Here is a 13,731-nt window from a genome sequence, read left to right as displayed (position 1 = left end):
GGGAGCTGGGTCCGTTCGAGGGCAGGCATCACACCTGGCCGTATTGCTGGCCATGGCGCAGCCAGCGGTCGAGCAGCGGGCTGACGTGCTCCGGCCAGCGGGCCAGCAGGGCCTGGGCGGCATCGCGCACAGCGGGGAGCAGGTCGGCATCGCGCATCAGGTCAGCGACCTTGAACTGTAGCAGGCCGGTCTGGCGTGTTCCGAGCATTTCACCCGGACCGCGCAATTGCAGGTCTTTCTCGGCAATGACGAAACCATCGTTGGTTTCACGCATGATCCCCAGGCGTTCACGGCCGATCTGCGACAGCGGCGGGTGGTAGAGCAGCACGCAATGGCTCACCGCGCTGCCCCGGCCCACGCGTCCGCGCAACTGGTGCAGCTGTGCAAGGCCCAGGCGCTCGGGGTTCTCGATGATCATCAGGCTGGAGTTGGGCACGTCCACGCCCACCTCGATCACCGTGGTGGCCACCAGCAACTGCAATTGACCCGCCTTGAACTCAGCCATGATGGCGGCCTTTTCAGCCGGTTTCATGCGCCCATGGATCAAGCCGACGCGCAGCTCGCCCAGCGCGCTGCCGAGCTCTTCGAAGGTGCTCTCGGCCGCCTGGCAGGTCAGTTCCTCGGATTCCTCGATCAGCGTGCACACCCAGTAGGCCTGGCGTCCTTCGGCGCAGGCGGCGCGTACCCGCTCGACCACTTCGAAGCGGCGGCTGTCGGCGACCAGCACGGTGTTCACCGGCGTGCGCCCAGGCGGCAGCTCGTCGAGCACCGAGGTGTCCAGGTCGGCGTAGGCGCTCATGGCCAGGGTGCGCGGGATGGGCGTCGCCGTCATGATCAGCTGGTGCGGGCAGAGCCGGCCATCGACACCCTTCTGGCGCAGGGCCAGGCGCTGCTGCACGCCAAAGCGGTGTTGTTCGTCGATGATCGCCAGGGCCAGGCGCTTGAATTTCACCTCTTCCTGGAACAGCGCGTGGGTACCCACGACCATGGGCACGCCACCGGCGATCTGCTCCAGCGCACTGACACGGGCCTTGCCCTTGAGCTTGCCGGCCAGCCATGCGACCTCAAGGCCCAAGGGCTCGAGCCAGCGCTTGAAGGTGATGTAGTGTTGTTCGGCGAGGATCTCGGTGGGCGCCATCAGCGCCACCTGGTAGCCCGCCTCCAGTGCCTGCAGGGCCGCCAGGGCGGCAACCACGGTCTTGCCGGCGCCCACGTCGCCCTGCACCAGCCGCATCATAGGCTCCTGCTGGCTGAGGTCGTAGGCAATCTCGTCGCCGACCCGTTGCTGCGCCCCGGTGGGGCTGAAGCCGAGGTTGGCCAGGTACTGGCCCGGCAGGCGGCTGGCCTTGGGCAGCACGGGCGCACGCAGGCTGCGCAGGCTCTCGCGCAGGCGCTGTTGCGACAGCTGATGGGTCAGCAGTTCTTCGAAGGCCAGGCGGTACTGTGCCCAGTGCTGGCCTTCGGCGAGTTCGTCGACGTCGGCGTCGGCAGGCGGGTTGTGCAGGTAGCGGATGGCGTCATCCAGCGGGGCCAGCTGGTAGTCGCTGGCCATTTCGGCCGGTAGCCAGTCGGGCAGGCTGCGGGGGCCTAGCATGGCCAGGCTTTGCTGGCACAACACGCGCAAGCGTTGCTGGGTCAGGCCTTCGGTGGTCGGGTAGATCGGCGTCAGGGTCTGGTCGACCGGCGGCGCCGGTTCATCGCCATTGAGAACACGGTACTCGGGATGATAGATCTCGAGTCCTGACGCCCCTGGGCGCGCTTCACCATAACAGCGCACATGCGTGTCGCGCTTGAGACTGTCTTTTTGCGCGGTGCTGAAGTGGTAGAAGCGCAGGCTCAGCACTCCGGTGCCATCGCCCAGCCGCACGACGAGGCTGCGGCGCTTGCCCATGACCACGTCGGCGCCACTCACCACGCCCTCGATCACCGCGTCCTGCCCCGGGCTCAGCGCGCCGATGGGGACCACGCGGGTGCGGTCCTGATAACGCAGTGGCAAATGGAACAGCAGGTCCTGGAGATTCTCCAGGCCTACCTTGGCAAGCTTTTCGGCCATGGCCTCGCCAACACCCTTGAGTTCGGTGACGGCGACCTTCGACAACTCGGTCATGGGGCCGGCCTACTGGTCTGCCGGTGATTTGGCGACCGAGCACAGGCGGATCGAGTCGGCGAGGATCTCGATCGCCTTCGGCCGCGGGAAGCTGGCGCGCCAGGCAATGGCCACGGTGCGAAACGGCGCGGGCGACGTCAGTGGACGCACCTCGATCACCCCCGGGGCATAGTGGTGGCTGTGCACGGCGGACAGCGGCAGGATCGACACGCCAAGGCCGGATGCGACCATGTGACGGATAGTCTCCAGGGAGCTGGACTCGACCGTGGTGTGCCGCGCGCCTTCGCTGCCCTTGGTGAGGGTCGGGCAGGCTTCGAGCACCTGATCGCGGAAGCAGTGGCCTTCGCCGAGCAGCAGCAGGCTCTTGTCGTTGAGCAGGGCCGTGTCGATGCTGTCTTTCCGGGTCCACGGATGCTCGCTCGGCATCAGCACGTAGAAAGGCTCGTCGTAGAGCGGTAGCGTCAGGACATCGGCTTCGTTGAACGGCAGGGCGATGATCACCGCGTCCAGTTCGCCGTTGCGCAGCTTCTCGCGCAGCACGTGGGTGAAGTTTTCTTCGATGTACAGCGGCATCTGCGGGGCGACCCGGTGCAGCTGCGGGATCAGGTGCGGGAAGAGGTAGGGGCCGACGGTATAGATAGCGCCGACTTTCAGCGGGGCGGTCAGCTGGTTCTTGCCGGCCTGGGCCAGTTCGCGGATACCCTGGGCCTGCTCAAGCACCTTCTGCGCCTGGGCAACGATGCCTTCGCCGACCGGCGTCAGGCGAACCGCGCTCTTGCTGCGTTCGAAGATCAGTACGCCAAGCTCGTCCTCAAGCTTCTTCACCCCGACCGACAGGGTCGGCTGGCTGACGTGGCAGCGCTCGGCGGCATGGCCGAAGTGTTGCTCCTGGGCGAGGGTGACGATGTAGCGTAATTCTGTGAGGGTCATAACGTGCGTCCATGAAGTTGCGGCCCCAGCATAGCGGCTGCAATCGATAGACGCACGTTATCAGACTTGTTGTGACGTGACAGAAGCAAAGTATCAGCGTCTGTCCAGCGAGTAGACGAAGGGTGCTACTACTTCGATACTGCCGTTGTTCAACAACTCCTGCGGCGGTTTGGGTACCGGCTGGGCCTTGCGAATCATCTCCAGGGTAGCCCGGTCAAGTGCCGCGCTGCCCGAGCCTCCAGCCAGGGAGTAGGACAGGATCTTGCCCTCGGCGTCGACCACGAAGCGCAGGCGGTTGATGCCCTGCAGGCCGCGGCGGCGCGCATCCTCGGGATAACGCTTGTACTTGCTCAGGTGGCGCAGCAGGTCGCTCTGCCAGGTCGGCAACGCCTTGCTGTTGGACGCGATGCTAGGCGCCGGTGCCTGGGACTTCTGCGGTGGCGCGGTGCTTGGCGGCGTATCGACCACTTCTTCGGCCGGGGGCTTTTCCTGCGGCGGCTCAGGCTTTTTCTCAGGCTTGGGCGGCTGCGGTTTGGGCTTGGGCTTGACCGGCTTGGCGACCGCGATCTTTGGCTTGGGGGCCTCGACCAGCTTGGGCAGCGGCGGCTCTTCGACCGGTGCAGGCGGCTGGGGCGTGACGACCTTGGGGGGTGGCGGCGGCGCTGGCTCAGGCACCGGTGCCAGTTCGACCATCATCGCCGCCGGAGGCAGCTCGACGGCCTGGGGCACCGACCAGTTGAGCGCGAGCACCACAGCGACGGCATGAAGACCCAGCACGATCGCCAGGCTGCCGCTGTAACGCGCCAGATTATGCCGCGACTTTGTCATTTCTTGGCTGCCGTCTCGAGTCCGACCAGGCCGACCTTGAGGTAGCCGGCCGCACGCATGGTGTTCATCACTTCCATGAGGTCACCGTAATCCACGCCCTTGTCGGCCTGGAAGAAGATGGTGGTTTCCTTGTCGCCCTTGGTTCTGGCGTCGAGCATCGCGCCGAGCTGGCTGGCTTGCGCAACCTGGTCATCGCCAACGTACAGCTTCTGGTCGGCCTTGACGCTGACGAACACCGGCTTGTCCGGCCGCTGCGCGGGCTTGGCCGTGGAGGCGGGGAGGTCGACCTTGATGTCGACCGTCGCCAGGGGAGCCGCGACCATGAAGATGATCAACAGCACCAGCATCACATCGATGAAGGGCGTGACGTTGATCTCGTGGTTTTCGGCGAGGTCATCGCCACCTTCGTTAAGATGCAGGCCCATGGCTTACCCCACTTTCACCATGTGCGGAGCGGAGCGCTCGCTGGACTGATGGTCCAGGTCGCGGCTGACCAGCAGCAGCACCTGCGCCGAAGCGTCGGATACCTGCGCCTTGTAGCCGGCGATGGAGCGGGCGAAGACGTTGTAGATGACCACCGCAGGAATCGCGGCGACCAGGCCCAGGGCAGTGGCCAGCAGGGCTTCGGCGATGCCGGGGGCGACCACGGCCAGGTTGGTGGTCTGGGTCTTGGCGATGCCGATGAAGCTGTTCATGATGCCCCACACGGTGCCGAACAGGCCGACAAACGGTGCGGTGGAGCCGATGGTGGCCAGCACGCCGGTGCCATTGCTCATGTTACGGCCGCTGGCGGCAACCAGGCGTTCCAGGCGGAAGCTCACGCGTTCCTTGATGCCTTCCTTCTCACGGGCATTGGCCGAGAGACGCATTTCCTCGAGGGCGTCGTGGACCAGCAGGTGGGCCAGGGTGCCTTCCTTGTTGGAGACTTCGCTGGCCTGCTTGAGGCTCGCGGACTTCTTCAGGACCGCGATCTCGCCACGCAGGCGGCGCTTGGCGCCCAGCAGCTCGAAGCCCTTGGCGATCCAGATGGTCCAGGTGATGATCGAGGCGATTGCCAGGCCGATCATCACGATCTTGACGATGATGTCAGCGTTCTTGTACATGCCCCATGGGGACAGGTCGTGGGCCATGCCCAGGGAGGTGTCTTCGACCAGGGCCTGCACGTTTTCGTCGGCCGCTGGCGCTGCGCCTTCGACTGGTGCCGCAGGGGCGGCTGCGTCAGCAGGGGCAGCAGCAGGGGTGGCAGCATCGGTGGCCGGCGCGGCAGGCGCGGCTGCCACGGTCGGCGAGTTGGCTGCCGGCGCGACAGGCTCATCGGCCATCGCGGCGGGGGCCAGCACCAGGCTGAACATGAGCGCGGCAATGGCGCGCCAGGCGCGTGGTGTGGTTGGCGAAGCGGAGGGTTGAATGCGTGTCATGCTGGCCCGACCTGATGAAAAGAAGAGAGGGTGTCCTTCCAGGCCTCGAGGCAGGCCGAGAACAAATTGAGGCGGCCATTATTGCAATTAATTCTTGTTAGCAGAAGCAATTAAGTTACTTTTTTTTACCATTTCTGGCCGTTCATCCCCCCGTCCGGCTAGGCTGAACCTTTGGTTTGGGAGCATTTGAATGTCGGACCTTTCTGCGTTGATCGTCGGATGTGGTGATGTTGGCGGTCGCTTGGCCAGGCAGTTGCTGGCCAGTCACTGGCAAGTCAGCGGCTTGCGCCGCTCGGTCGAGCACCTGCCTGAAGGTGTGCTGCCGGTTGCCGCGGACCTTGCCGACCCCGCTTGCCCGGCTGACTGGCCGCAGCGTTGTCCTGACTATGTCGTCTACTGCGTGGCCGCGAGCCAGCACGATGAGGCGGGATACCAGGTGGCGTATGTCGATGGGCTGCGCAATGTGCTGCGATGGCTGGACGAACATGGCCAGCGGCCGCGGCGCCTGCTGTTCGTATCCAGCAGCAGTGTCTATGCGCAACAGGGTGGTGAGTGGGTCGATGAAACCGCGGCGACCGAGCCTGCGGGATATTCGGGCCGGCTGATGCTGGAGGCGGAGCGGCTGGCGGTGCAGAGCGGCGTGCCGGCGACCCGGGTCCGCTTGACGGGCATCTATGGGCCGGGCCGCGAGTTCTTGCTGAACCAGGTGCGCCAGGGCTATCGCGTGGCGCAGGAGCCGCCGCTGTATGGCAACCGCATCCATGCCGAGGACGCCGCGGGGTTGCTGTCTTTCCTGCTGCATGCGGATGCCCAGGGCGTGGCGTTGCAGGACTGCTATATCGGTGTGGATGATGCGCCGGCACCGCTCGCCGAGGTGGTGGACTGGCTGCGCGGCCATATGGGCGTTACCCAGTGGTCGGATCAGCAGCGTGTCCGCCGTACCGGCAGCAAGCGCTGCAGCAACGCGCGGGCGCGGGCATTGGGATGGGTGCCGCGGTATCCGACCTTCAAGGAAGGTTACGCGGCGATTCTTGGCGGGAAGTAAGTAGCGGTCCAGGGCGCAGCAGGCGTGGGCCGGACCTCACAGCTGCTGCGGCGGGCCCCGGCCCAGCTCAATCGCGCTCCAGCACCCACTGCCGCGCACCCGGCTTCAGCTGGGGCATCTCATTGGGCTGCGCGCTGTTGAGCGCCTGGAAGATCTCCAGGGTGTCGCCATCACGGGTGAAGATCCAGGGGTTGCCTTGCTGGTTACGCTCCAGCCAGAGGCTGTCGTACTGGCCGCTGATGCTGGCGCAGTCGCCTGCCAGGCACAGCGCGTAGCGCGTCAGGTTCGGCAGGCCGTCGACGCCGCCATTGTCGGCGAACCGCACCACGCCACCCTTGCCCGGTCCCTCGACGATCTTCCAGTCACCCCCGAGGTAGGCACCGTAGAGGGCTTTCTCGAAGCTGCTGCCGACCGGAGCGCCCGCAGGTGCCGGTGCCCGGGCTTTCTCGAACTGTTGCTCGGGCGTGTCCTGCCCGGCGGCCTGTACCAGCTCATCACCGTCGAGTCCGAGCTGTTCGCTGTGATCACCGCCGAACGCCACGTTCCATTGTTCATCGACGGCGCTGAGCCGGCCTTCAACCACCTCGAAGCCATTGCTGAAGATGGCGCGCTGGTTGGCGGTATCGACGTTCCACTCGAAATTCGGGCCATTGCTGGCCAGGGCCTGGCGCAGGCCTACGCCTTTGGCGGCTGCGTCGATGGCGCCCTGGTTGATCCAGGTGCCGTTGTAGTCTTCGGGTTTATGGCTGGCGCAACCACCCAATACAAGGGCTGCCAGCGAGAGGGTCAGTGCTTGTCGCATGAAGAGGCCTTAGGAGAGGTCGGTGGCGGGCATCGAACCCGCCACCTGGGGCTTTACTCGAGGACCAGGATGGCGTCCATCTCGACTTGCGAGCCACGTGGCAGGGCGGCCACGCCAATGGCGGCGCGCGCCGGGTAAGGCTGCTCGAAGTAGCGGCCCATGACTTCGTTGACCTTGGCGAAGTGGCCAAGGTCGGTCAGGAAGATGTTCAGCTTGACGATGTCCTTGAACGAGCCGCCCGCGGCCTCGGCCACCGCCTTGAGGTTTTCGAAGACCTGCACGGTCTGGGCCTCGAAGCCTTCGACCAGTTCCATGGTCTTGGGGTCCAGCGGGATCTGGCCAGACATGTACACGGTGTTGCCGGCCTTGATCGCCTGGGAGTAGGTGCCGATGGCGGCGGGTGCCTTGTCGCTGGTGATGACGGTCTTGGTCATGATGACTCCTTGCGGTGGGCGGGCTACGTGCGCATCCGGGTGATGCGGATCACGCCGGTCAACGTACGCAGTTTCTTGATCACGCGGGCCAGGTGCACGCGGTCGTGTACATTGACCACCAGCTGGACCACGCTGATGCGGCCATCGCGCTCGTCCATGCTGATTTTCTCGATATTGCCGTCGGCCGCATTGACGCTGCTCGCCAGCAGGGCGATCAGTCCCCGCTGGTGTTCGAGTTCGACGCGCAGCTCGACATTGAATTCGCCGGTCACATCCTTGGCCCACGAGAGCTGCAAGCACTTCTCGGGGTTATGCCGGATTTCACTGATGTTGCGGCAGTTCTCGAGGTGCACCACCATGCCTTTGCCCGCCGATAGGTGGCCGACGATCGGATCCCCCGGAATCGGCGTGCAGCACTTGGCGTAGCTGAGCACCAGGCCCTCGGTGCCGCGGATCGCCAGCGGGCTCTCGGGGCTGGGCAACTGCTCGCCTTCGGCCGACAGCAGGCGGCGGGCGACCACGTAGGCCATGCGGTTGCCCAGGCCGATGTCCTCGAGCAGGTCTTCGACCAGCTCCAGGCGGTATTCGACCAGAATGGCCTGGATGCGCTCGTACGGGATGTTGTCCAGGTTGCTGTCGAAGCCGGTGAGCACCTTGTTGAGCAAGCGCTCGCCCAGGTTGATCGACTCCGAACGCCGTTGCTGCTTGAGCGCATGGCGAATATGCGTGCGCGCCTTGCCGGTGACCACGAAGTTGAGCCAGGCCGGATTCGGGCGCGCGCCCGGTGCGCTGACGATCTCGACCGTCGAGCCGCTTTGCAGGGCTTCGGACAACGGCGCCAGGCGCCGGTTGATGCGGCAGGCGATGCAGCTGTTGCCGACGTCGGTGTGCACCGCGTAGGCAAAGTCGACGGCGGTGGAGCCCTTGGGCAGCTCCATGATCCGCCCTTTGGGCGTGAACACGTAGACCTCGTCCGGGAACAGGTCGATCTTCACGCTTTCAATGAATTCGAGCGAATTGCCCGCGCGCTGCTGCATCTCGAGCACGCCCTTGACCCACTGGCGGGCGCGGGCATGGCTGCCCTTGGGCTGCTCGTCGTCGCTGGACTTGTACAGCCAGTGCGCGGCGATGCCGTTGTTGGCCATCTCTTCCATCTCGCGGGTGCGGATCTGGATTTCGATGGGCACGCCGTGCATGCCGAACAGCGTGGTATGCAGCGACTGGTAGCCGTTGGCCTTGGGGATCGCGATGTAGTCCTTGAAACGCCCCGGCAGCGGCTTGTACAGGTTGTGCACGGCGCCTAGCACGCGATAGCAGGTATCGACCTTGTCGACGATGATGCGAAACGCATACACGTCCATGATCTCGTTGAAGGCGCGGCGCTTGCCGCGCATCTTCTTGTAGATGCCATAGAGGTGCTTCTGCCGGCCGCTGACCTCGCCTTCGATGTTGTCCACGGCCAGGCAATGGGCCAGGGACTGCTCGATCTTGTTGACGATTTCCTTGCGATTGCCGCGGGCCCGTTTGACGGCCTGATAGATGCGCGCGGAGCGCATCGGGTGCATGGCCTTGAAGCCCAGGTCCTCGAATTCGACACGCACGCTGTGCATCCCCAGGCGGTTGGCGATGGGGGCGTAGATCTCGAGGGTTTCCTTGGCGATGCGCCGGCGTTTCTCGCCCGACAGCACTTCAAGGGTACGCATGTTGTGCAGGCGGTCGGCCAGCTTGACCAGGATCACGCGGATGTCGCGGGCCATGGCCATGGCCATCTTCTGGAAGTTCTCGGCCTGGGCCTCGGCCTTGGTCTCGAAGTTCATCTGGGTCAGCTTGCTGACCCCGTCGACCAGTTCGGCGACGGTTTCGCCAAACTGGGAGCTGAGCGCTTCCTTGGCGATGCCGGTGTCTTCGATTACATCGTGCAACATGGCGGCCATCAGGCTCTGATGGTCCATGTGCATGTCGGCGAGGATGCTGGCCACCGCGAGCGGGTGGGTCACATAGGGTTCGCCGCTGCGACGGCGTTGGCCGTCGTGGGCTTGCTCGGCGTAGAAATAGGCCCGGCGCACCAGGTTGACCTGATCAGCGCCGAGATAGGCCGACAGACGATCGGCGAGGACATCTATGCTCGGCACAGGATCACCTCCAGCCGAGGAACGGGGACCCGCGCCGCACAACGTCGACCAGGCATGGGCTCAGACGGCCTCGTTGGCCTCGTCCTCGAACGCGGCAAATACCGGATCTTCGGTGACGATGTCTTCAGCAGCGATGAACTCGGGGGTCACGATGCCTTCGGCGATCTCGCGCAGGGCGACGACGGTAGGCTTGTCGTTTTCCCATGCCACGCGTGGCTCTTTACCACCGGTGGCCAGCTGACGGGCACGCTTGGTAGACAGCATGACCAGCTCAAAGCGGTTATCCACGTGTTCTAGGCAATCTTCAACGGTTACGCGGGCCATGGTCTTCCTCGTAGCAAATACAATATGCGCAGTGCCCAGGATGGGCGGGCGGACTCGATAGTTTAAAAAATCACCAGCCATTAGGGAAGGACTGATTTCAATTCCGCCGTCGCCACAGGCCGCGCTGCAATAAGCGTGAGGCCGACAATACCGGCTTAGAGGCCTGCAGCACAACCACCGGCGATGGCCTATCGCGACATGGCCTCGCGCAGCCGTGGGGTCAGTTCTTCGAACAAGGTCTGCACCGAGCGCAGTGCGCGGCAGTCCGGGCGCGTCAGCAACCACAGCTGGGTATCGCAGCCGGGCAGCGGGCCGCTCAGCGCTTCCACGCCTGGCAGGCCCTGCACCATGTAGTCGGCCAATGCCGCCACGCCCATCCCGGTGGTCACGAGCTGGGCGATGGTTGACATGCCGCTGCAGTGATAGCGCGGCGTCAAGCCGGGAAACTGCTGGTTGCGCCAGATCACCGTCGGGTGGTCCTGCATGGCGTCATCCGGACCGATCCACGGCACGCTGGTGGGCGACTCGGCCAGGCGCTGGCGAAACTCCGGGCGGCCGCAGATCACATAGGACGTCGAGCCCAGGCAGCGGCCGACCAGATGCTCCGGCGGAGTATTGGTCAGGCGCAGGGCGATGTCGGCGTCGCGCCGGCTGAGGTTGGCGAAGGTATTGGAGGTGCCCATTTCCAGCGACAGCGCAGGATAGCTCGGCATGAAGCTCGCCAGCGCGGGCAGCAGCAGGCTATGCAGCACGGCTTCGGTGCAGGTCACCCGGACCGTGCCGCTCACCACCTGCTCGCCGCAGGTCAGTGCGATGCGTGCGGCGTCCAGGGCCTGCTCGGCGCGTTCGGCCTGCTCTGCCAGCGCCTTGGCGGTATCGGTGGGCAGGTAGCCCTTGCGGCTCTTGACGAATAGCGCCGTGCCCAGCGCCGACTCCAGCCGCCTGATCGAGCGGAAAACCGTCGAGACATCGACCTTGAGCAGCTCGGCGGCCTTGGCCAGGGATCGGCCGCGCTCAAGGGCGAGAACCAGGGAGAGGTCGGCATGGGTGATCTGATATTGCATGGGCGCACGCTCTGCTTGCCGAAATGCCAATGTCTGTTGCGTTGGGGCCATTTTATAGTGAAACCGCACCCGGTAATCAATTCATCCGGATGTCACAGGTCTGCGCAGGCCTTCGGCCCCCGCGCACGCTCCACGATGGACATCTCCCAAGACAACAGCATCAGCCGCCAGCGCTCGTGACGCGCCTCGGCCTACCCTTTGCCGCTTCATTGCAATCGACCAGCAGGAATTCCGACATCGCCCGAAGGTCTGGGAAGACTCGACCTTTTGCAGCAAGCTTTCAATGAGTGAAAGCGCCTCCCCCGGGAGGCCCTTCAAAACAATACCAATATCGATGGCAACTACTCATGAGCGAATACACTGAAGCCGCACGCCCTCCCGATGTGGACGGGCAGGCGGGCAGTACCGGCACGGCCTCCGGCAAAGGCCTGGCCAAGGGCCGCCTGGGCCTGCTGGCCAGCGTGGTGCTGGGCATTTCGACCATCGCGCCGGTCTACACCCTGACCGGCGCCCTTGGCCCGACCGTACGAGAGGTCGGCGCCCATCTGCCGGCGGTGTTCATCGTCGGCTTCCTGCCGATGCTGCTGGTTGCCTTGGGCTACCGCGAGCTCAACGCGGCGGAGCCCGACAGCGGCACGTCCTTTACCTGGTCGGCGCGGGCCTTCGGGCCCATGATCGGCTGGATCGGCGGGTGGGGGCTGGTGACGGCCACCACCATCGTGCTGTCGAACCTGGCCGGGGTCGCGGTCGACTTTTTCTATCTGTTTCTGGGGCAGATAACGGGCAGCCACGAGGTGGCTGCGCTAAGCGACAACCTGCTTGTCAACATCAGCACCTGTTGCGTGTTCATCGCCCTGGCGGTGTGGATCTGCTGTAGGGGCATGGGCACGACGATGACGGTGCAGTACGGCCTGGTGGCGCTGCAGCTGGTGGTATTGATCGGGTTCGCCATGGCGGCGTTCGGCGAGTCCACCGCGCCGCCGCCGTTGCAGTTCGACCTGGACTGGTTCAACCCCTTCGGCGTCGAGTCGTTCTCGGCCTTTACCGCGGGTCTTTCGCTGTCGATCTTCATTTTCTGGGGCTGGGACGTATGCCTGACCGTCAGCGAAGAGTCGGTGGGCAGCGAGGAGGTACCGGGCAAGGCGGCGACCATGACAGTGTTGCTGATCCTCGGGCTGTATCTGGTGACCGGCATTGCCACGCTGCAATTCGCCGGCATTGGTGACATCGGCCTGGGGCTGGGCAATCCGCGTATTCAGGAAAACGTGTTCGCGCACCTGGCCGGCCCGGTGATGGGGCCGCTGGCGATCCTGATGTCGATCGCCGTGCTTGCCAGTACCGCCGCTTCGTTGCAGTCGACCTTCGTATCGCCCGCCCGCACGCTGCTCGCCATGGGGTATTACGGCGCCGTGCCGCAGCGCTTCGCGAGGATCTGCCCGCGTTCGCAGACGCCACGCTACGCCACCATCTGCGCGGGCGTCGCGGCCGCGCTGTTCTACGTGACCATGCGTACACTCAGCGAGAACGTGCTGGCGGATACCATCACGGCGTTGGGAATGATGATCTGCTTCTACTACTCGCTGACGGCGTTTGCCTGCGTGTGGTACTTCCGCCGCAGCCTGTTCGACAGTGTCCGGCATTTCCTGATGCGCGGCGTGTGCCCGCTGGTGGGCGGCGCGATCCTGTCGGTGATCTTCCTGCAGACGGCGCTCGACAGCGCTTCACCTGACTTTGGCAGCGGCTCGCATGTGGGCGGACTGGGGCTGGTGTTCGTGATCGCGCTGATCATTTCGCTGTTGGGGATCGTGCTGATGGTGCTGTCGCGGTGGCGGGCGCCGGCGTACTTCCTCGGGGCCACGTTGCATCAGCAGGCGACGGTGCCGGTGCGGGTGTAGGCCTCGAATACCGCGTTGCCCCTTCGCTGGCAAGCCAGCTCCCACAGATACTGCGTCGCCTTCCATGGTGGCGCTGTACCTGTGGGAGCTGGCTTGCCAGCGAAAGGGGCAACGCGATGTTGTCTGGATCAGGCCAGCAGCTGGTCCAGCAGCGCGCGATGCCGCTGCTGCTGCACTTTGTGATCCAGCCGATTGGCCCGGAAGATCGCCTTGAGGTCTTCCAGCGCCTCGGCGAACTCATCATTGATGATCAGGTAGTCATACTCATCAAAATGGGCCATCTCGCTGACCGCTTCCTTCATGCGCCCTTCGATGATCTCGTCGCTGTCCTGGCCGCGGTTGTTCAGGCGCTGGCGCAGGGCCTGCTGGCTGGGCGGCAGGATGAAGATAGAGCGGGCCTGGGGCATCAGCTTGCGCACCTGCTGGGCGCCTTGCCAGTCGATCTCCAGGATCAGGTCGACGCCCTGGTCCAGGGTCTGCTGCAGGGCACTGCGCGAGGTGCCGTAGAAGTTGCCGAACACCTCGGCGTGCTCGAGGAAATCGCCCATCGCGATCAGCGACTTGAACTCCACGTGCTCGACGAAGTGGTAGTTCACCCCGTGCGCCTCACCCGGGCGCATGGCGCGGGTGGTGTGCGAAACCGAGACGCGGATGTTCTGGTCGGCGTCCGTGAGGGCCTTGACCAGGCTGGTCTTGCCGGCGCCCGAAGGCGCGGAGACGATGTAGAGGGTACCGCTGCTGTGATTCATGTG

Annotated in this window: 13 protein-coding genes; 2 read left to right on the top strand and 11 right to left on the bottom strand. The window is 64.8% G+C overall.

The features are described 5' to 3' along the window. Positions 1–28 precede the first annotated feature (28 nt). The 5 genes from recG to exbB form a co-directional block, all read right to left on the bottom strand. On the bottom strand, positions 29–2,107 hold the full coding sequence (gene recG, locus VJS90_RS18530) for an ATP-dependent DNA helicase RecG (RefSeq protein WP_324123088.1): 2,079 nt from the start codon (positions 2,105–2,107) through the stop codon (positions 29–31). Between the two features lie 9 nt (positions 2,108–2,116). Then, a complete protein-coding gene (locus tag VJS90_RS18525; protein WP_324123087.1) occupies positions 2,117–3,037 on the bottom strand; it encodes a hydrogen peroxide-inducible genes activator in 921 nt (306 codons plus the stop codon). 93 nt (positions 3,038–3,130) lie between these two features. Next, a complete protein-coding gene (locus VJS90_RS18520) occupies positions 3,131–3,865 on the bottom strand; it encodes an energy transducer TonB (protein WP_324123086.1) in 735 nt (244 codons plus the stop codon). Beyond that, positions 3,862–4,290, bottom strand: a complete 429-nt coding sequence (gene exbD / locus VJS90_RS18515) for a TonB system transport protein ExbD (RefSeq protein WP_324123085.1) — start codon at positions 4,288–4,290, stop codon at positions 3,862–3,864. Before exbD ends, VJS90_RS18520 begins: the two co-directional genes overlap by 4 nt. 3 nt (positions 4,291–4,293) lie before the next feature. Next, positions 4,294–5,283, bottom strand: coding sequence for a tonB-system energizer ExbB (gene exbB, locus VJS90_RS18510; protein WP_324123084.1), 990 nt, complete (start codon positions 5,281–5,283; stop codon positions 4,294–4,296). 190 nt (positions 5,284–5,473) lie between these two features. On the opposite strand from exbB, the gene VJS90_RS18505 reads away from it, so the two are divergent. Continuing rightward, on the top strand, positions 5,474–6,328 hold the full coding sequence (locus VJS90_RS18505) for an NAD-dependent epimerase/dehydratase family protein (RefSeq protein WP_324123083.1): 855 nt from the start codon (positions 5,474–5,476) through the stop codon (positions 6,326–6,328). Positions 6,329–6,395: 67 nt separating this feature from the next. On the opposite strand, the gene VJS90_RS18500 is transcribed toward VJS90_RS18505, so the two are convergent. The 5 genes from VJS90_RS18500 to VJS90_RS18480 all read right to left on the bottom strand — a co-directional run bounded on the left by VJS90_RS18500 (position 6,396) and on the right by VJS90_RS18480 (position 11,084). Continuing rightward, on the bottom strand, positions 6,396–7,130 hold the full coding sequence (locus VJS90_RS18500; RefSeq protein WP_324123082.1) for a hypothetical protein: 735 nt from the start codon (positions 7,128–7,130) through the stop codon (positions 6,396–6,398). A gap of 53 nt (positions 7,131–7,183) precedes the next feature. Further along, on the bottom strand, positions 7,184–7,564 hold the full coding sequence (locus VJS90_RS18495; protein ID WP_158461007.1) for a RidA family protein: 381 nt from the start codon (positions 7,562–7,564) through the stop codon (positions 7,184–7,186). A gap of 23 nt (positions 7,565–7,587) precedes the next feature. Beyond that, positions 7,588–9,696 carry a bifunctional GTP diphosphokinase/guanosine-3',5'-bis pyrophosphate 3'-pyrophosphohydrolase gene (spoT, locus tag VJS90_RS18490; RefSeq protein ID WP_324123081.1) on the bottom strand — a complete coding sequence of 703 codons (2,109 nt, stop codon included), beginning with the start codon at positions 9,694–9,696 and terminating at the stop codon, positions 7,588–7,590. 60 nt (positions 9,697–9,756) lie between these two features. Continuing rightward, a complete protein-coding gene (rpoZ, locus tag VJS90_RS18485) occupies positions 9,757–10,020 on the bottom strand; it encodes a DNA-directed RNA polymerase subunit omega (RefSeq protein WP_324123080.1) in 264 nt (87 codons plus the stop codon). Between the two features lie 188 nt (positions 10,021–10,208). Then, positions 10,209–11,084 (bottom strand): LysR family transcriptional regulator, encoded by an 876-nt coding sequence (locus VJS90_RS18480; RefSeq protein ID WP_324123079.1) that lies wholly within the window; start codon positions 11,082–11,084, stop codon positions 10,209–10,211. A 347-nt stretch (positions 11,085–11,431) separates the two neighbouring features. Between VJS90_RS18480 and VJS90_RS18475 the strand changes: the two genes are divergently transcribed. Beyond that, entirely contained in the window at positions 11,432–12,979 is a 1,548-nt protein-coding gene (locus tag VJS90_RS18475) for an APC family permease (protein ID WP_324123078.1), read from the top strand. 128 nt (positions 12,980–13,107) lie between these two features. On the opposite strand, the gene gmk is transcribed toward VJS90_RS18475, so the two are convergent. Then, positions 13,108–13,728 (bottom strand): guanylate kinase, encoded by a 621-nt coding sequence (gene gmk, locus VJS90_RS18470; RefSeq protein WP_324123077.1) that lies wholly within the window; start codon positions 13,726–13,728, stop codon positions 13,108–13,110. Between the last annotated feature and the right edge of the window lie 3 nt (positions 13,729–13,731).

It is taken from the genome of Pseudomonas sp. (assembly GCF_035277045.1).
Taxonomy (GTDB): domain Bacteria; phylum Pseudomonadota; class Gammaproteobacteria; order Pseudomonadales; family Pseudomonadaceae; genus Aquipseudomonas.
Note: the sequence above shows the minus strand (reverse complement) of the source record. Positions and strands in the feature narration are given on the sequence as shown.